Genomic DNA, 17,596 nt, shown 5'->3' with positions numbered 1-17,596 from the left:
TGGGGGGGGGGGGTGTGTTTTGGGGGGGGGGGGTTGGAAAGGAAGTGCCGCGTGGGGCGTTTGCGTCGCCCGGCGCGGCAACAGTTGCTTGCTGCGGCTCCAGGGGGCGGATCGGGTCCTCAGGCGGTCGCCGGCTCTTCCCCGACGCGGAGAACGTCGCATCACTGATGCTTCAATTGAGCTGGACGCACTTCTTGCAGTAGCAGAAGAACTTACGGCATCACGCTTGCGCCATGGCAGTCGACGAGACCGTCGGCGCTTCAGCAACCGCCTGCTGCGAAGCCGCCCGCGGCCGCAGCAGGAAGTGCGACAACGCCGGGATCAACAGCACCGCGCCGACCATGTTCCAGATGAACATGAAGGCCAGCAGGATGCCCATGTCGGCCTGGAACTTGATGGGCGACAGCGCCCACGTGAGCACGCCCGCGGCCAGCGTGACGCCCACCAGCGCCACCACCTTGCCGGTGAAGCGCAGGGCAGAACCGTAGGCCTGCGCCAGCGACTTGCCGGCCCGTTGCTCCGCCAGCTGCACGCTCAGCAGGTACAGCGCATAGTCCACGCCGATACCCACGCCCAGCGCGATCACCGGCAGCGTCGCCACCTTGACGCCGATGCCGAGCCAGACCATCAGCGCCTCGCACATCACCGAGGTGAGGACCAGCGGCACCAGCGCCACGATCACCGCGCGCCAGCTGCGGAAGGTGACGAAGCACAGCACCGTCACGGCCAGGTAGACCAGCACCAGCATCTGCGTCCAGGCCTTGTGCACCACGATGTTGGTCGCGGCCTCGATGCCGGCGCCACCGGCTGCGAGCAGGAACTGGCGCTCGTCGTTGCTGTGTGCCGCTGCGAACTCGGCGGCTGCGGCGACGACGCGGTCCAGCGTCTCGGCACGGTGGTCGGACAGGTAGGCGATCACCGGCATCACCGAGCAGTCGGTGTTGAACAGCTCGGGGTTGTTCACGCTGGCCTGCTGCGCGCCGTAGTTGAGCACGTCCTGGTTGCGCGCAATGGTCAGCCACTTGGGGCTGCCTTCGTTGCTGCCCGCGGTGATCTGGCGCACGGCATTCGTCAGCGACACCGTGGTCTGCACGCCCGGCACCTGCTGCAGCGTCCAGGCGAGACGGTCGGCCTCTACCAGCGTGGCGTACTTGAGGCAGCCTTCCTTCGCGGTCTTGACGATCACCGCGAAGGTGTCGCTGGAGAGCGAATAGTTGGCCGTCACATAGGCGTTGTCAACGTTGTAGCGGGACTGGGGGCGAAGCTCCGGCGCACCGGGATCGAGGTCGCCGATCTTCAGTTGCGTGCTCACCAGGAATGCGCCGACCAGCAGCACCGCCGCCGAAACGACCGCGCCCAGCGCCCAGCGCCGTTCGGTGAAGCGCCCGAGCCAGGCGTAGACGCGGGCCTGTCCACCAGTCTCGTTGTCCGCGCGCAGGCTGCGGCGGGCCGCGGCCGGGCTCACGCCCAGGTAGGACAGCAGCACCGGCAGCAGGATCAGGTTGGTGAAGATCAGCACGCCGACGCCGACGCTCGCCGTGAGCGCCAGGTCCTGGATGACGGGGATGTCGATCACCATCAGCACCGCGAAGCCCACCACGTCGGCCACCAGCGCCGTCAGCCCCGCGAGGAACAGGCGGCGGAAGGTGAAGCGGGCGGCGACCAGGCGGTGCGCGCCGCGGCCGATGTCCTGCATGATCCCGTTCATCTTCTGAGCGCCGTGCGAGACGCCGATTGCGAAGACGAGGAAGGGCACCAGGATCGAATACGGGTCGAGTTCGAAGCCCATCCCGGCCACCAGGCCAAGCTGCCACACCACGGCCACCAGCGAGCAGGCCACGACCAGCCCGGTGCTGCGGAAGCAGCGCGTGTACAGGTAGATGATGAGCGTCGCCACCAGCGCTGCGAGCGCGAAGTACAGCGCCACCTGGTAGAGCCCGTCGATCAGGTCGCCGACCAGCTTGGCAAAGCCGATCGAATGCACGCGGATGCCCGAAGGCTGCCCGGAGGCACCCACCTCATGGCGTTCTCGCAACTGGTCCAGCGCATGCGACAGCGCGCGGTAGTCGATGCGCTGCCCGGTGGTCGGATCCTTGTCCAACAGCGGCACCACGATCATGCTGGACTTGAAGTCGTTGCCGACCAGGCTGCCGACCAGGCCTGCGCGCGCGATGTTGCCGCGCAGTTGTTCGATGGTGCGCGCCGATCCGTCGTAGTTGTCGGGCATCACCGGGCCGCCGCGAAAGCCTTCCTCGGTCACTTCGGTCCAGCGTACGCCGGGGGCCCAGAGCGATTTCATCCAGGCGCGGTCCACGCCCGGCGTCAGGAACAGCTCGTCCTGGATGCGCTTGAGCGCCTCGAGGTACTTGGGCTCGTAGATGTCGCCGTTGGTGCTCTCGACGACGATGCGCAGCGAGTTGCCCAGGCCGCGCAGCTCGGTGCGGTTGTCCAGGTAGTTCTGGATGTAGGGATGGCTGCTCGGCATCATCTTCTCGAAGCTGGCATTGAGGCTCAGCTTCGTCGTCGCGACGAAGCCCAGCACCAGCGTGACAAGCGCGCAGACGATGATGACCGCAAGGCGGTTGTTGAAGACCAGGCGCTCCAGGCGAGAGCCTGAGCGGGTGTCGAAGTTTTCGAGCGAGCCGGGGGCGGCTCCCTCGACCTGCGTCGTGGGGGTATGCATGTTGTGTCTCGGGCTGCGCTGTGTTCAGGGCAGCTGCAATGCCTGGGCGCCGCGCGGCCCGGCGATGAGAAGCGTGCCCTTGGCTGGCACGGCCACGGCCGCCGCGGGTGCGGACCGTTCGAAGGGAATGGGTGTGAAGCTCGCGCCGTCGTCGCGGCTCATGAGCACGTGGCCGACCTGGCTCACGATGAGGAGACGGCCTTCGCCGTCCCGGGTGCTGGCGGTGAGGCCGGCCTGCAGGCCCGTGGAGACGGGCTGCCAGTTCCTTCCGCCGTCGGTGCTGCGGATGACGGTGCCGCGCAGCCCGTAGGCGACCAGCGACTGGGCGCTGCCGGTCAGGCCGAACAGGGTGCCCTTGTAGGGGATGTCGAGTGCGCGAAAGCGCGCGTCGCCCTGCGCCTGCTTGAGCAGCAGGCCCTGCTCGCCGGTCATGTAGACATCGGCCCCGATGCCGCGCACCGCATAGAGATGCTGGCCCTTCGGGTTGTCGATCGCATGCAGCATCGGCTCCCAGTGCGCGCCACCGTCGCTGGTGCGCAGCGCCAGGCCGAAGGCGCCGACGACGTAGCCGTTGGAGGCATCGCGGAACCAGACGTCGAGGAAGGGGTTCTCCGCGCCTTGTGCCTCGAAGCGCTTGGCTTCTTCGACCAAGGCCGCGGTGCGCTTCGGATCGCCCGACAGCGAGGCATTGGCTTCACGGGTGTAGAAGTCCACCATCAACGCGCCCAGGCGCCGCCCGTCCAGTTGCAGGGCCCAGGTCTGGCCCGCGTCGGTGGAGCGCAGGACCACGCCGTCGTGGCCCACCGCCCAGCCGGTGGCGGGGGTCGGGAAGCTGACGGCGACGAGGTCCGAACTGACCGGCACCTCGGCCTGGCGCCAGGTCTTGCCCGCATCGTCCGTGTAGACGATCTGGCCGCGCTGGCCGACCGCGACAGTGCGCGCGCCGGCATTGGCCAACCCGTTGAGCAGCGCACGCGATGCATACGGGCTGCGGGCCGCCGGTGTGTCCAGCACGTCGCGCCAGCCCTTGTCGTCGACGCCCTGCGCCGCCCACACCGTCGTGCAGGCGACGAGCGCCATGGCCGCCGCTCGGCCAGCCATCGTGGCTCGTTTCGCCTTCATTTCCAGCGCTCCTGATCAGCGCACGCCGGTGCCGGCGAGCGAGTCTGCAGTCCACTCGCGGTCAGACAGCGCCTTGGTGTGGCGCAGGCCGCCGGTCTCGGCGATGAAGCCGGTCAGCGAGTAGACGCGCGACACGAAGTCGTAGTGGCCGAACATGTCGGTGTACGGTGCCGGCAGGTCGTAGCTCGGCGCCATGTAGGCGAAGCCGGAGCGGTACAACTGGCCACGGGCGTCGTAGTTGTCCGAGGCCAGGGCCGCCCACGAATCCTCGTCGAGGTAGAAGGTGCGCTTGGCATAGACGTGGCGCTTGCCTTCACGCAGCGTCGCTTCCACCACCCACACGCGGTGCAGTTCCCAGCGCACCAGGTCCGGGTTCAGGTTGGTGGGCTTGAGCAGGTCGTCCTGCTTGGCCTGGTAGACGGCGCCGTAGGCGTTGTAGGGAACGATCATCTCCTTCTTGCCGACCAGCTTGAAGTCGAAGCGGTCCATCGAGCCGTTGAAGATGAAGGTGTCGTCGAAAACCGTGGCGCCGGCCGTGCCGGGGTTGGGCGTGTCGAAGGACAGGTCCGGTGCGACCTTGACGCGGCGCTGGCCCGGCAGGTAGCTCCAGGCGCGGCGGTCCTTGTTGCCGGTGTCGAGCGGGTCGATGATCATCAGCGCCTCGCCGGCACGGCGTGCGGGGCCGGAGTAGGTCAGCTTGATGCGCCAGTAGGTGTCGGCGTCGGCCTTGGCGGGATCCCAGAAGGGAAAGTCCTGCACGCTCACGCCTTCGGTGGCCAGGGCCGGGCGGCCGCTGGCGTCGACGTTGAGGTTGCGGTACTTCGCTTCATAGCTCTGGCCGTTGAAGCGCACCAGGTGGTTCCACATCGCCTCGTAGCCGGTCTTCGGGATCGGGAAGGGGAAGCCCGCATGCACGCCTTCGATCGAACGGCCGTCATTGGTCGTCTTGGCCGTGACGGCGCTCTTCGCCGTGTTGTCGGTCACGTACTTGGGGAAGGTGACCGTTCGGTGCGTCGGATAGACGTCGATGCGGAAGCCCGGGTTCTTCTGCAGCAGGGTCTTGGCGCCGTCGGTCAGCTTGTCAGCGTGTTCGGCCATGTTCTTGGCGTCGATCACGAGGCGCGGCTTCTCGCTGGCGAAGGGGTTGGGGCGCATGCCGTCACCGGCCTTGAAATCGGCCGGGGCCTTGGTCAGGCCGCCGGTCCAGGCGGGGATGGTGCCGTCCTTGTTGCCGGCCTTTTCGGCGCCCACGGGCGTGAGCGTGGTGCCGAGGGTCTTGGCCTCGTCGGCGCTGATGGCCGCTTGCGCGACGATGGCGGACTGGGCCGCGATGAGCCCGGCGAGGAGCTTGAGTGCGAATTTCATGGGTTGTCTTCCTTAGAAGGTGGTCTTGAATGTGAGGCTCACGAAGCCGCGGTCCTTGAGCAGCGTCGTGAAGCCGTTCTGGCTGGTGACGGCCGTGCCGTTGGTGCTGCGGTAGTGGCCGACGTAGTCGATGTATTTCAGGTCGAAGCGGTACTTCTGCTGGACGTCCACACCCAGGCCGACGCTGTAGTTGCCGTTGCCCTGGTTGCCGCCGAAGATCGTGGCGGCGTTGCCGCTGAGACCCACCGCGTAGGTCATGGGCATGGAGAGGTCGACGCCCGGGAACACCTGGAACCAGGTGGGGGTGAAGGACAGTCCGGCACCGACGTAGTTCTTGGTGGTGCAGCCATCCCACTTGTCCTTGCCGACGCAGGGCGCGAAGCCTTCGGCAAAGAACAGGTTGCCGCCGCTGCGCACCTTGGCCCATTGCGACCACACCAGTTCGGCCGCCCAGGTGGCGGTGTCGAACAGTGGGGTCTTGTTGATCACGCCCACGGCGTTGATGAGCCCGTGGTACGTGTCGCCGCGCGGGCCCTTGGTGTCGCCCGGCGTCGGCAGGCCGGGGGAGATGCCCAGCACGGTGCTGTTGAGCGGCGTGTTCTCGCGGTAGGACAGTTCACCGCCGAAGCTGATGCCGCCGATGTTCTTCGCCAGGCTCACGCCGTACAGGTTGATGTTGTCGGCGTAGATCAGGTTGTAGCGGCTGACGCCGGGGCCGGCCTGCGTGATGAAGGTCTGCGGCAGCTTGTCGGCGAAGTTGCGCCAGTAGAAGCCCATGGTGCCGTCCAGCCAGGCCGGGCTCCAGCGCGCCGCGAGGCCGCCTTCGCCATGTTGCTTGGGCTCGGACGGGTTGCCGCGGCGGGCGAAGCCGAGGGCCTGCGAGATGAACTGGCGGTCCGGGCCGTTGAAGGCGAAGTCCACCGGGCCGAGGTAGGTGCCGCCTTCGGGATAGCGGAAGGAATCCCACTCGAGCATGTACTGGGCCGCGACGGAGAGTTCCTCGGTCAGCTGGGCCTGGGCCGAGACTTGGTTCAGCGGACGGAACAGTTCCTTGGCTTCCACGCCCGGCGTGGCGAAGCCCTTCTGCAGGTCCAGCGGGTTCTGCGCATAGGCCACGCTGTTCAGGTTGCCCGCCAGGAAGAGCGACTCGCCCCAGTACAGCGAATGGCGACCGATCTTCATGTTGACCGGCACCGCGCCGATGTCGACTCCACCGAACACGAAGGCGTCGAGCAGCTCGCCCGAGGGGCCGTGGTAGTAGCGCTGGGTGTAGTCGCTGTAGCGCTTGCCGATGTAGCTGGGGATGTTGGTCAGCGGCGCGTTCGGGTTGGTCTGGCTCACCGAGCCGTAGGCATCGTCATACCAGCCGGCGGCGCTCACGCGCACGCCGTAGCGCTTCTTGTATGTCAGGTCGAACTCGCTCAGCAGGTCGAGCCGGTTGGCGACGGTCTTGCCCTTGTTGAAGCTGTACGTGCCTTCGTCCGAAACGGCCGAGTTGCCGATCTTCGAGTCGCGCTCCTCCACGCGGTTCGCGTAGTTGTAGCGCAGCGTGTTGTCCCAGCGCACGGAGAAGTCGGGATTGCCGGTCTCGAGTTCGAAGGCCTGTGCGCCCGAAGACATCGACAGGAGGGCTGCGGCAAGCGCGATGGCGGCGAGGCGGAAGGCCGGTTGGCTCGCAGCGGGCCGGACCGGGAGGGGGCGATGATGCACTTGACTGCTCTTTTCTGGATCGTGAACGTGGGTTGATAGGCCCGGCGCTGCGAGGCTGGCCGGGACTTTGGGGTGGAGGAATTCTGGGTGGCACCCCCGTGCGTCACCCCCTCCTTGGTGGAGGGGGAGCAGGGCGGGGAATGCCCCGGGGCGGGGGCTCGGCGTGCGGTGGAAACGGGGCCTCGGATGTCGCGCGGCGGTGCCCTGGAAGGGCGCGCCGAGCGGGGAGGCTGTAGTTGGCGGAGCGGGGTGGAGCGCGGTGGAGCGGCTCTGGGCGCCGTTACTTCAGCGCCGACGCCGGAAACAGTCCGGTGGCTTCACAAGCCCGCACGAGTTGCGCCACGGATTTCACTTCCATCTTGTCCATGACGCGCCCGCGGTGCTGCTTCACGGTCTGCTCCGTGATCAACAGGTCGGCCGCGATCTGCTTGTTGAGGCGACCCTCGATGACGTGTTCCATGATCTGGCGCTCACGCGTCGACAGCGATGAAATGCGCCGCATCAACGTCGATTGGGAATGCGCCTGCTCGCGTCGGGCGTGGTAATGGTCGACGGCCTTTGCCACGGCCTCGACGAGCACCCTGGCGTCGACTGGCTTCACCAGGTAATCCGCCGCGCCGAGCTTCATGGCGTCGACGCTGGCGGCCACATCGTCCTGGCCCGTGATGAAGATGATGGCGGGTGCGCAGGTCGTCAGGACGAGGTGCCGCTGCAGTTCCAGTCCGGAACTGCCCGGCATGCGGATGTCGAGCAGCAGGCACGCGACCTCGGCGGCCGGCGGCTCCGCGAGGAATTCGTCGGCTGAAGCGTAGGGCTTCGCCAGCCATCCTTCCTCGCCAAGCAAGCGCACCAGGCCCTGGCGCACGTCGGGGTCGTCGTCGATGACGCACACGAGCGCTCTTTCTTCGCGCTCGTTGGCCGCAGCGAGTCGATCACTTGCCACGGCCTTGTTTGCCGTCCTGAAGTCACCGCGCCTGACCTTGTCGGGCTCACAGGGCGCGGCCGGAAATTCCACGCGAAAGGTGGCGCCGCCCAGCGCATTCGGCTCTGCCCAGATGCGCCCTTCGTGCGATTCGACGATGGCCCGGCAGATCGCCAGGCCCAGGCCCAGGCCGCTCTTTCCCGTGGTCCAAAAGGGCTCGAAGATCGCTTCCAGGTCCGCGCTCGCGATGCCCCGGCCGGCATCGCGGACCGACACTGAAATGCGCTCGCCCGCAACGCGGCAGACTTCGATCTGCACGAGGCGTTCTGCCGGCGGCCTGCACTGCACGGCGGCCATGGCGTTGAGCAGGAGATTGAGGCCGACCTGCCCGACCTGCACCTTGTCCGCCATCGCGCGGCAGCCGATGTCGAAGCGCGTCTCGAGCCGGACGCCATTCGCCGCAAATTCACTGGCAAGCAGTCGCTGGATCTCGCCCAGGGCGGCGGCCACATCGACCACTTCCCGCTGGCTTTCTTCCTTGCTGACCAGCGCACGCATGGTGCGAATGGTTTCGGCTGCGCGCTTGTCCTCCCGCACCACGGACTCCAGGATCTCGCAGAGCGCGCGAGGATCGGCGTCTTCGCGCGACAGGTGCTTGAGCCCGGCCTGGGCGTTGTTCAGGATCGCGGCCAGTGGCTGGTTCAGTTCATGGGCGATGGTGGCTGCGAGCAGGCTCACGCGCTCGACGCGATCGGCATGCCAGGCGCGCCGCCGCAGCTCGCGGGCCTCTTCCTCCGCGCGTGCCAGCGCCAGCACGCCACCGAGCAGTTCGCCGAGCATCGTCAGGCGGGCGACCGTCGCCGGCAGCCACGCGCGTGAATGCTGCATTGCCGCGAAGGTCAGGGTGCTGGTCACCCGGCGACCCACGCGCACCGGGATGCACAGGAACGAACGCAATCCGCTCTTGCGGCAATGCTCTCTTTCTTCGACCGCTTCTGCGGGAAGATCGTCCGGCAGGTTGGACAGTGCCACGGTCCGGCCCGCCCGCACCTGTCCGACGAACCAGGGCAGGTGATGCGGGAATCGGCCCCGGGGCAGCCGCTCGGTGTCACCGGTCGCGCACGAGCACAGCACGTTCAGGTAGTCGCCGGCGATCAACTCCGAGAAGGAGCAGCGGTCGTAGCCGAGGACCTCGACGAGCTCGCTCAGCGAGGTCTCGATGGCCCGCAGGATGTCCGGGGCGGAGGTGTCCGCGAGCCGTCGGGACACGGCGGTCAACACGCATTCGACCGCACGCTGTTCCTGCAAGGCGGTTGCCGGGTCGTGCCGGGAACTCCTCGCCTCGATGATCACGGACGATCCCCGCCGCAATCGGATCTCCGAACTGTGGTCGATGAGGTCGAGCACCTGGCCGGTCATGGTTTTCCACGCGCGGGAAGCACCGTCTTGTTGCTGCATGTAGCCATTCTGGCCACCTCGAAGTCGCCTGAATTTGCGCTGGATCAAACCAGATCGATCGCTTCGCGCCGTTAATCGAGGGCGGCACGCAAGAAGGCATCGTCATGACCGTGAAGCACGAGAAATACCAACGCCTGATCGAACTCTGCAAGACCTTGCAACCGACTCCGACAGCGGTGGTGCATCCCTGCGACCAGAGTTCGCTGGCCGGCGCGCACGAAGCCGCGGCGCTGGGCTTGATCGCGCCGATCCTTGTCGGCCCGCGGGCGCGCATCGAGGGCGTGGCCAGGGAGTCTGGCATCGACATCTCCGGCTATCCGCTGGTGGACGCACCGCACAGCACCGCCGCGGCCCAGGTGGGCGTCCAACTGGTGCACGAGGGCAAGGCCGAAGCGCTGATGAAGGGCAGCTTGCACACCGACGAATTGATGGGCGCCGTGGTACGGCGCGAAGGCGGCCTGCGCACAAGCCGGCGCGTCAGTCACTGTTTCGTCATGGACGTGCCCGCGTACGAGCACGCGATCATCATCACGGACGCTGCCATTTCCATCGCGCCGACTCTCGAAGAGAAGGTCGACATCCTGCAGAACGCGATCGACCTGGCGCATGCCTTGCAACTCGATGACGTGCGGGTGGCGATTCTCTCGGCCATGGAGACCGTCAATCCGAAGGTGCCCTCCACGGTCGAGGCCGCGGCCCTCTGCAAGATGGTGGACCGGCACCAGATCACGGGCGCGACGGTGGACGGTCCGCTGGCGCTGGACAACGCCATCAACATGGAGGCGGCTCAGATCAAGCGCATCGATTCGCCGGTCGCGGGACGCGCGAACGTGCTGATGGTGCCCAACCTCGAGGCCGGCAACATGCTTGCCAAGAGCCTCTCCTTCCTGGCCGGGGCGGATGCCGCCGGCATCGTTCTCGGCGCGCGGGTGCCCATCATCCTGACGAGCCGGGCCGACTCGGTGCTGTCGAGGTTGGCGTCCTGCGCAGTGGCCGCCATGGTGGCCAAGGCGCGCCGGGAGAACTTGAAACTCATGGGTTGAACCCATGGCGCATTGCGAGGAGATCGATATGGCACGCCTCTGGTTGGGAAACATCGAGAGCGGAATCTCGGACGAGGAGATCGGCAAGTTTCTCTCGAAGTACGGCTTTCCGGCCTTCAGCGACTTGCAGCATGTGACCGACGACGGGCCGCGGCCTGCCGTCGTCGTCAACTTCCCGAACGTGGATGCCGAGGCGCTGCGTGGCCTCAAGGAGCGCATCCACGACATGTACTGGCGCAAGGGCCGGATCGTTGCGCAAGTCCTCAAGGATGACTACGTGTGAAATGACGCCCACCCCCGAATGCGCCTGCGTGGCGGGTCACGCGCTGGCGTGGTGGACAACTGATACCCGCTGAGGGAATACATCGTGCAGATCCTGGAGCGGTTGTTCGGACGCAAGAAGGCGCGCGGCGCACCAGCCGACGACGAGCTCGGCCGCATGGTGGCGCGTGTCTACGGCCTCTATCCGCGCTTGCGCCATGCGCATGACCATGACGCCCGCCTGCATTCGGCGGTCGCCAAATCGCTTGCGTACCTGCGCGATCGGGTCGCCGCGTTTCCCTTGGTGCGCGCCGTCAGTCCGCAGGCCTGGGCCACGGACCCTTGCATTCGCGCGTTCTTCGCGTCGGCGCAGGACATACCCGATGCCATCGGCCGCTCCAGGGACCTCAGGGCCTCCTTCGCCCGTTCGCCCGGCGACGCCGAGGTCCATGCAGTGCTGGGGATGGACATGCAGGAACGGCAGGTCCTGGGGGCATCCCATGAAGGCGGCGTCACGCGCACGGAGGTACCCCAGACGACGGTGAGTTTCAGCGACCACCAGTTCCGCATCTGCGGATCGTCCGTGGACGCACTCCGGGACGAGATCGTGGCCCGCATGATGGACCAACTGGGCATCGAGGCACTGGCCATGATTGCGGAGGAAGGCGACCGGCGCGACGCGCTCAAGAAGGAGCGCGCGCTGCTGATGACCCGGCTCAAGATCCTGGAGCGCCAGGACGCCGGCATGCGATCGATGGCGGGAGGCAGCCAGGCCGACCCGGCCGACCGTGCCCGCCTGGAAGCGGAGATGGACGAGAACAGCCAGGAGCTCAGGAGCCTCGGCTCGCTCTCGGAGCTGGTCGATCGCCAGCTCGAGTGCTTCTGCCAGGTTTTCTCCGACCCGGCCAGCCGCATCCATGTTGCCGCCAGGCAGGTGCGGTTGAACCGCATGAACATCGTGGTGGCCGACGCGGCGCCGGAAGACGCGCACACGCTCGATCTCCAGATTGCCCGCGTTCCGGGCGATCCGCCGCGCGAGCGCGCCATCGCGATCGTGCGTGTCGCGCGGGTGGACCTGCCCGCAGCCAGTAATCCACTGGACCAGGCGACGCGGCTGCTGGGTTGATGAACCGGATCTTTCACAGAGGAGTCAGTGATGTCACGAAGCAAGAAGGCGCATGGTCATGGTCCCGACGAAGCGCCGCGGGAAAAGGTCGACGCGATCCAGGCTGGCGACGACGACGGCGAGCACGCGCATGACGCGCCTTTGTCGAACAAGAAATACCTCGCGGAGCTCAAGGAACTCCATGTCGAACTGGTCCGCCTGCAGCAGTGGGTGCTGCATGCGGGCTTGAAGGTCTGCATCATCTTCGAGGGGCGCGACGGCGCGGGCAAGGGCGGCACGATCAAGGCCATCACCGAGCGCGTCAGCCCGCGGGTGTTCCGCGTGGTGGCGTTGACGGCGCCGACGGAACGGCAGAAGTCGCAGATGTACGTCCAGCGCTACATCCCCCACCTGCCGGCCGCCGGCGAGGTCGTGATCTTTGATCGCAGCTGGTACAACCGCGCCGGCGTGGAACGTGTCATGGGCTTCTGCACCGAGAAGCAGGCCAGGGGCTTTCTCCAGGCCGTGCCGCTGGTGGAGCAGGCCATCATCCAGTCCGGCGTGATCCTGCTCAAGTACTGGCTCGAGGTGAGCCCGGAGGAGCAGACCCGCCGGCTCGAATCCCGCATCGACGACGGGCGCAAGGTGTGGAAACTGTCGCCGATGGACGTCAAGTCGTACACCAAATGGGATGACTACTCGCGTGCCCGCGACGAGATGTTCCAGGCCACCGACCTGCCGTCCGCGCCCTGGTTCGTCGTGCCATCGAACGACAAGCGGCGCGCGCGGCTGAACATGATCAAGCACATGCTCAGCCAGATTCCGTACGAGAAGGTGCCGAGCGAGAAGGTCAAGCTGCCGAAGCGGAAGGTGCCGGGCGACTACGTCGGGCCGAAGCTGCCGCTCAAGATCGTGCCGCAGGTCTTCTAGGCAGCAGGCGATGGGTCCCGTCCTTCCTGCCAGGCTGCAACTGCGCGATGGCCGCAGCGTGTGGGTGCGCGAGATCGAGCCGGAGGACAAGGACGGACTCCAGGCTGCCGTCGGCAACATGTCGGTGCAATCGCGCTACATGCGCTTCATGGCCACGGTGAAGGCCATTTCCGAGCCGATGCTGGAGAAGGCCACGCATCCCGTGCCCGACAGAGAATTCGCCCTGGTCGCCGTCAATGACGAAGGCGGTGCGGAAAGCATCGTCGCCGGCGCGCGCTATGCCTCGGATGCGGGCAGCGACACCTGCGAATTCGCCATCATGGTCGTCGACGACTGGCAAGGCCAGGGCCTGGCGCCGCGCCTCATGGAGACGCTGATGGAGGCCGCCGAAGCCCATGGCTTCCACGTCATGGAAGGCTCCGTGCTGACCGCGAACGCGTCCATGCGCGGGCTCGCCCGGCGGCTTGGCTTCGAGGACAAGGCGGACCCGCGGGACGCCACCGTGCGCGTGGTCAGCCGCGTGCTGGGGAGCGGCCGTGCAACGGCAGGGGGCTGAGGCGCCGGGAAGGAACACGCGCTTTCCGATACCTGAGTGGGTCCGCGGCTACCAGCGTGGCTGGCTCCGGGCCGACGCGATCGCGGGGCTGATCGCGGCGGCGGTGGTCATTCCCAAGGCCTTTGCCTATGCCACGATCGCCGGCCTGCCGGTGCAGGTCGGGCTCTATACCGCCCTGGTCCCGATGGTGATCTATGCGCTGCTCGGGTCATCGCGCCCGCTCAGCGTGAGCACGACCACGACGTTGGCGATCCTGACGGGCGCCGCGCTTGCGGAAGTTTCCACGGGCGAGGGCGCGGCCAACTTGGCGGCGGCCTGCGCAACGCTGACCTTGCTCACCGGCGTGATCCTCGTGCTCGGTGGCTTGCTGCGGCTGGGCTTTGTCGCGAACTTCATCTCGGAACCCGTGCTGGTGGGATTCAAGGCGGGCATCGGGATCGTCATCGTGCTGGACCAGGTACCCAAGCTGATGGGCATCCACTTCGACAAGGGCTCGTTCCTGCACAACCTGCTGGCCATCGTGCACGGCATCCCCGAGGTGTCGATGGCCACGCTGGCCGTCGGCGTGATCACGGTCGTCGGTCTCGTCGCACTGGAATACGCCTTCCCGCGCGCACCCGCGCCACTGATTGCCGTGGCGGGCGGCATCGCGGCGATGAAGTTCCTCGGGTTGGAGCGCTATGGAGTCTCGGCCGTCGGGGCCGTGCCGACGGGGTTGCCGGCGGTGACGCTGCCGGACCTGGCGCTCGCGGCGACGCTGTGGCCCGCGGCACTGGGCATCGCGCTGATGAGCTTCACGGAGTCGATCGCGGCCGGACGGGCCTTCGCGCGCGCCGGGGAGCCATTGCCACTGCCCAACCGGGAATTCATTGCCACCGGTATTGCGAACGCCGGCGGCGCCCTGCTGGGCGGCATGCCGGCCGGCGGCGGCACCACGCAGACGGCGGTGAACCGGCTTGCAGGCGCCCGCACCCAAGTGGCCGAACTCGTGACGGCGGCGGCCTCGCTGCTCACGGCGCTCCTGCTCGCGCCCGTCATCGGCTTGATGCCGCATGCCACGCTGGCCGCGGTGGTGATCGTGTATTCGGTCGGGCTGATCAAGCCGGTCGAGTTCAGGGACATCGCGCGGGTGCGGCGCACCGAGTTCGTCTGGGCGCTGGTGGCAGCCGTGGGCGTGGTGCTGCTCGGGACGCTGCAAGGCATCGTGGCGGCGATCGTCGTGTCGCTCGTGGCGCTGGCCTGGCAGATGTCGGACCCTCCCGTCCACGTGCTCGGGCGCAAGCGCGGCACGAATGTGATGCGGCCGAGGAGCGACGAACATCCCGAGGACGAATTCCTTCCCGGACTGTTGATCCTCCGGCCGGAAGGGCGCATCTACTTCGCGAATGCGCATCAGGTCGGCCGCAAGGTGCAAGCCTGCATCGATGCGGAGCAGCCCCGGGTCGTGGTGCTCGACATGGGCGGCGTGTTCGACCTCGAATACACGGCACTGAAGATGCTGATCGACGCAGAAAAGCGGCTGCGCGACAGCGGCATTGCCCTGTGGCTTTCGCGCCTGAACCCCGCCGTGCTGGAGATGGTGCAGCGATCTCCGCTGGGCGCGACGCTGGGCCCGGAGCGGATGCTGCAGAACACCGAGGTGGCGATGAAGCGTTACCAGGCCGCGGGGCCTATCGAACCGCGGCCGAGTACTTCGGGAGAGTTGTTGTAGGCACTTCGCGCCGGGTGAACTCCGTTCTTGGGCACCCGCGGAACCGGCTTTGCCGGGCCGCTGGGTGCGCCCCCTCGAGGGGGAGGCGCCGCAGGCGCATCGGGGGTGGGCTCAGTTTGCGGGCGCGATCGCCTTGCGCCAGCTGGCGTCAGGATCGAAGCGCGTCACCGCACGCGCCGCCGCATCGGTGCCTGCCCCGAGGTTTTTCTCGTACACGGTGCCGTCATGGTTCACCATGAAGCTCATCACGCCCGTATCGCCGTAGCGAACCGGCCAGGCGATGAGCGCGAAGCCGCCGCGCATGCGTCCGCCGATCACGTAGTCGTAGGCACCGCCGGGCGCATTCTTGCCCTGCGCCTTGAGGATCTTGAAGTGATAGCCGTGGTAGCCCTCGCCGGGCCGCACGCCTGCATAGAGCGGGCCGAGCGGGCTGGGATCGTCGCCGGGCTTGTCGGGCCAGTAGAGGCCGTCGTGCTTGCCCGGTGAACTGGCGAACTTCTGCGCGTACTCCAGCACGCCGTTGCCATCGCGGTCGCGCTGCGCGTATTCCTTCTGGGCGTCGAAGTAGGCGAGGGCGGCTTGCATCGCTGCGAGTTCGTTGCGCCCGATGCGCCGCGAACGCATCTGGTCGGCGCCTGCGTGCGTGTCGAAGCGCCATCCGCCGGCGCCCTTGATGATCGGGATGGGCAAGGTCCAGTCGCCGGGGCCGGCGGCGAGCAGTGCGCGATCGGGGCCTTCCTGCACGGTCTTGTGCTGCGCGGCCCAGGCACCGAGGAAGCCGTAGATGTCCTCCTGGTCGACGCTGCCTTCGGGGACGAACTTGCGCCAGTCGGGGCCGAGCACTGTCTGCAGGGCGGCGACGTCGCTGGTGGCGATGGCATCGGCAAAGGCCTGAGACGCGGCGTCCGGGCTGGGATAGGCGCGCTGCGCGAAAGAGGATGCAGAGGCGAGCATCAACGCGAAGGCCGCTGCTGTCGCCAAGGTCCTGGCCGAGTGGATGTGAACGGGCATGTTCCGCGCTTTCTGCTGGGTTGCTTGTGCCATGTCGGATCCTCCTAGCGACGGCCGCCATGGCCACCGCCGCGACCACCGCCACCCCCCGCGCGACCACCGCCGCCGGCCCGTGCGCCACCACCGCCCATGTGCGCGCCACCGCCGCCGGCCCGCGCGCCGCCACCGCCCACCTGCGCGCCACCACCGCCGGCCCGTGCACCGCCACCGCCCGCGTGCGCGCCGCCGGCACCCTGGCCCGCGCGGTTCTGCCCCATGGACTGGCGGCTCGCATCGCCGCGGCTGGCGTGCTGGCGGGCCTGGCCGCCGCCCGCATCCCCCGCGCCGCGCAGGGCGTTGTCGCCGCCGCGCGAGCCCTGCCCAATGCCTTGGCCGCCGCCGCGATCGCCTGCGCCGCCGCGGTCCCCGGCCCGGTTGCCAGCACGGTCGCCGCCGCGATCACCGCCCCGGTCGCCCGCCCGGTCACCCGCGCGATCGCCGCCGCGGTCACCCACACCACCCCGATCCCCCGCGCCCTGGCCACGGCCGGTGTCCCGTGCCGCGTTCTGTGCGCGCTCCCGCGTCCCGGGGTCGTTGCGCAGCTCATTGCGTCCCTGGCCCGGGTCCATGCCGCGTTGCTGGAGCGCCGATTGCGCCTGCTGGCGCTGCGAGTCACGCGCCGCGGTGTCGCGTCCGCGGAAGTCGCCGCGTTGCTCGGCACCGGGCACGTTCTTGCCAAAACGCTGCTGGCTCCCTGCATCGCGGTAGGGCACGCCGCGCCGGTTGGCCGCGTTGTGCTGGAAGGACTGGTTGGCGCTGATCTGCCGGTTCACGTTCACGTTGTTGTAGCGGCTGGCGTTGATGTTGACGTTGCCGCCGCCCCAGTTGCAGTTGCCCCAGAGCGCGGCGGTGGCCGCGACACCGACGCCGAAAGCGATCCCCGTGGCGAGCGCCGCGCCGGGGTAGTAGGCCGCGGGCGGCGGGTAGTAGTAGGGCGGGTAGGCGGGATAGGGCCAGGCGCCATAGACCACGGTCGGGTTGTACGAGGGCACGTACACCACCTGCGGATCCGCCGGCTCGATCCTGATGACGGTCTCCTGCGTCTGCGGCGCCTGCTCGACGATCACCTTCTGCTGCTCGGTGCTCTTGAGGCTCCCGTTGCTCTGCGCGCGGTTGCGCAGCCGCTGCGCGGAGTCCAGCACGTCCTTCGAGGAGGCGAGGAAGGCGTCGCCCAGGTTCTGCACCCAGTCGGGCTTGTCGCCCATGGTCTGGATCACCTGCGGGAAGGCAACCAGCGACTGCACGCTCGGATCCCAGGGCTCATCGGCCACGGCCTTCAGCGCCGCCTCGCCTTTCTGGCTGGGATTGGCCTTCGACCACTTGGCGGCAGCCGCCACGTCCGTGGGATAGGTTGCCGCCATCAGCACCTGCGACAGCAGCGAGTCGGGGTACAGCGCGATGGGCGCCATCATCTGGTCGAGTTGCTCCTTCGAGAAACTCGGCGCCTGCTGCGCGCCCGCGAGCGCCGTCATCAGCGAGGCGACGAGCATGAGTGCGCGCGCGAATCGGACCGCCAAGGCTCGCATACCGCCTCCTGTTTCGTGAACGGTCCGATCATCTTCAGGGCAATGGCATGCGTGCCGCTTGATGCAGATCAAGCGCCGGCCGTGCAAAGCGCAGAGACTTTCCGCGCGGCGGGGAATTGCCCATGACGCCGGGTCGACAAAGGCAGGGGGCGGG

13 protein-coding genes are annotated in these 17,596 nt (G+C 67.7%); 6 read left to right on the top strand and 7 right to left on the bottom strand.

The window, feature by feature from the left end; translation table 11 throughout:
* Positions 1-220: 220 nt before the first annotated feature.
* The 5 genes from WKW82_RS29850 to WKW82_RS29830 all read right to left on the bottom strand — a co-directional run bounded on the left by WKW82_RS29850 (position 221) and on the right by WKW82_RS29830 (position 9,260).
* On the bottom strand, positions 221-2,683 hold the full coding sequence (locus WKW82_RS29850; protein WP_340346355.1) for an efflux RND transporter permease subunit: 2,463 nt from the start codon (positions 2,681-2,683) through the stop codon (positions 221-223).
* 24 nt (positions 2,684-2,707) lie between these two features.
* Positions 2,708-3,805 (bottom strand): WD40/YVTN/BNR-like repeat-containing protein, encoded by a 1,098-nt coding sequence (locus WKW82_RS29845; RefSeq protein WP_340346353.1) that lies wholly within the window; start codon positions 3,803-3,805, stop codon positions 2,708-2,710.
* 15 nt (positions 3,806-3,820) lie between these two features.
* A complete protein-coding gene (locus WKW82_RS29840) occupies positions 3,821-5,170 on the bottom strand; it encodes a DUF1329 domain-containing protein (RefSeq protein WP_340346352.1) in 1,350 nt (449 codons plus the stop codon).
* A gap of 12 nt (positions 5,171-5,182) precedes the next feature.
* A complete protein-coding gene (locus WKW82_RS29835; protein WP_340346350.1) occupies positions 5,183-6,880 on the bottom strand; it encodes a DUF1302 domain-containing protein in 1,698 nt (565 codons plus the stop codon).
* Between the two features lie 280 nt (positions 6,881-7,160).
* Positions 7,161-9,260, bottom strand: a complete 2,100-nt coding sequence (locus WKW82_RS29830; RefSeq protein WP_340346349.1) for an ATP-binding protein — start codon at positions 9,258-9,260, stop codon at positions 7,161-7,163.
* Positions 9,261-9,364: 104 nt separating this feature from the next.
* Here WKW82_RS29830 and WKW82_RS29825 point away from each other — a divergent pair, with 104 nt between their 5' ends.
* From WKW82_RS29825 to WKW82_RS29800, 6 genes are all read left to right on the top strand, one after another.
* Entirely contained in the window at positions 9,365-10,303 is a 939-nt protein-coding gene (locus WKW82_RS29825; protein WP_340346348.1) for a phosphate acetyltransferase, read from the top strand.
* Positions 10,304-10,331: 28 nt separating this feature from the next.
* Positions 10,332-10,586, top strand: coding sequence for an RNA-binding protein (locus tag WKW82_RS29820; RefSeq protein ID WP_340346346.1), 255 nt, complete (start codon positions 10,332-10,334; stop codon positions 10,584-10,586).
* Positions 10,587-10,670: 84 nt separating this feature from the next.
* Complete coding sequence (locus WKW82_RS29815; RefSeq protein ID WP_340346344.1) at positions 10,671-11,690, top strand: hypothetical protein; 1,020 nt, start codon at positions 10,671-10,673, stop codon at positions 11,688-11,690.
* 30 nt (positions 11,691-11,720) lie between these two features.
* Complete coding sequence (gene ppk2 / locus WKW82_RS29810; RefSeq protein WP_340346343.1) at positions 11,721-12,599, top strand: polyphosphate kinase 2; 879 nt, start codon at positions 11,721-11,723, stop codon at positions 12,597-12,599.
* A gap of 10 nt (positions 12,600-12,609) precedes the next feature.
* A complete protein-coding gene (locus WKW82_RS29805; RefSeq protein WP_340346342.1) occupies positions 12,610-13,155 on the top strand; it encodes a GNAT family N-acetyltransferase in 546 nt (181 codons plus the stop codon).
* Entirely contained in the window at positions 13,136-14,866 is a 1,731-nt protein-coding gene (locus tag WKW82_RS29800; protein WP_340346340.1) for a SulP family inorganic anion transporter, read from the top strand. The genes WKW82_RS29805 and WKW82_RS29800 overlap by 20 nt, the downstream gene beginning before the upstream one ends.
* Positions 14,867-14,977: 111 nt before the next feature.
* On the opposite strand, the gene WKW82_RS29795 is transcribed toward WKW82_RS29800, so the two are convergent.
* Complete coding sequence (locus WKW82_RS29795; RefSeq protein WP_340346338.1) at positions 14,978-15,910, bottom strand: DUF2950 domain-containing protein; 933 nt, start codon at positions 15,908-15,910, stop codon at positions 14,978-14,980.
* An 11-nt stretch (positions 15,911-15,921) separates the two neighbouring features.
* Complete coding sequence (locus tag WKW82_RS29790; protein ID WP_340346337.1) at positions 15,922-17,442, bottom strand: DUF3300 domain-containing protein; 1,521 nt, start codon at positions 17,440-17,442, stop codon at positions 15,922-15,924.
* Positions 17,443-17,596: the final 154 nt, after the last annotated feature.

Source organism: Variovorax rhizosphaerae (genome assembly GCF_037889975.1).
Lineage (GTDB): Bacteria > Pseudomonadota > Gammaproteobacteria > Burkholderiales > Burkholderiaceae_C > Variovorax > Variovorax rhizosphaerae.
The sequence above is the reverse complement of the archived record's forward strand: the minus strand, read 5'-3'. Positions and strand labels throughout refer to the sequence as shown.

Bases quoted from the DNA above. Each gene is read 5' to 3' on its own strand.
- WKW82_RS29795 (WP_340346338.1), bottom strand. From the start codon at position 15,910: ATGGCACAAGCAACCCAGCAGAAAGCGCGGAACATGCCCGTTCACATC.
- WKW82_RS29825 (WP_340346348.1), top strand. From the start codon at position 9,365: ATGACCGTGAAGCACGAGAAATACCAACGCCTGATCGAACTCTGCAAG.
- WKW82_RS29840 (WP_340346352.1), bottom strand. From the start codon at position 5,170: ATGAAATTCGCACTCAAGCTCCTCGCCGGGCTCATCGCGGCCCAGTCC.
- WKW82_RS29820 (WP_340346346.1), top strand. From the start codon at position 10,332: ATGGCACGCCTCTGGTTGGGAAACATCGAGAGCGGAATCTCGGACGAG.
- WKW82_RS29850 (WP_340346355.1), bottom strand. From the start codon at position 2,683: ATGCATACCCCCACGACGCAGGTCGAGGGAGCCGCCCCCGGCTCGCTC.
- WKW82_RS29805 (WP_340346342.1), top strand. From the start codon at position 12,610: ATGGGTCCCGTCCTTCCTGCCAGGCTGCAACTGCGCGATGGCCGCAGC.
- ppk2 (WP_340346343.1), top strand. From the start codon at position 11,721: ATGTCACGAAGCAAGAAGGCGCATGGTCATGGTCCCGACGAAGCGCCG.
- WKW82_RS29830 (WP_340346349.1), bottom strand. From the start codon at position 9,260: ATGCAGCAACAAGACGGTGCTTCCCGCGCGTGGAAAACCATGACCGGC.
- WKW82_RS29845 (WP_340346353.1), bottom strand. From the start codon at position 3,805: ATGAAGGCGAAACGAGCCACGATGGCTGGCCGAGCGGCGGCCATGGCG.
- WKW82_RS29790 (WP_340346337.1), bottom strand. From the start codon at position 17,442: ATGCGAGCCTTGGCGGTCCGATTCGCGCGCGCACTCATGCTCGTCGCC.